Origin of the sequence: Rhizobium sp. 18055, from assembly GCF_902706285.1 — a bacterium.
In the GTDB taxonomy this organism is placed as follows: Bacteria; Pseudomonadota; Alphaproteobacteria; order Rhizobiales; family Rhizobiaceae; genus Rhizobium.
Window position 1 is genome coordinate 1 of record NZ_CACSKD010000336.1, and the last position, 427, is coordinate 427.

Sequence of the window (427 nt, forward strand, 5' to 3'; positions counted from 1 at the left end):
GGAATGAAGCCCAGAGACGCCACGAGAGCGGTCATAAGCACAGGTCGCAGACGTGTCAACGCTCCATCGCGGATGGCATCGTCCAGCGGAACGCCTTCCTCTCTCAACGTCCGGATGTATGAAATCATCACAAGCCCGTTAAGAACAGCAACGCCTGAAAGCGCGATGAAGCCAACGGCCGCAGAGATCGACATGGGTATGTCGCGAAGCCATAGTGCCAAGATGCCACCAGTTAGCGCGAATGGAATTCCGGTGAAGACCAGCAGCCCGTCTTTGGCATTTCCAAACATTGCGAACAACAGAACGAAGACCAGCAGCAGTGAGACGGGCACCACAATCTGCAGACGCTTGGAGGCAGATTGCAGGTTTTCGAATGTTCCGCCCCAGCTCGTCCAGTAACCCGTGGGTATCTTGATCTGAGCCAGCC

Annotated in this window: 1 protein-coding gene; it reads right to left on the minus strand. The window is 55.7% G+C overall.

Going from position 1 to position 427, the window contains the following annotated elements; genetic code table 11:
- On the minus strand, nt 1-427 hold a 427-nt coding region (locus GVL52_RS29390), incomplete at both ends, for an efflux RND transporter permease subunit (RefSeq protein WP_200848027.1).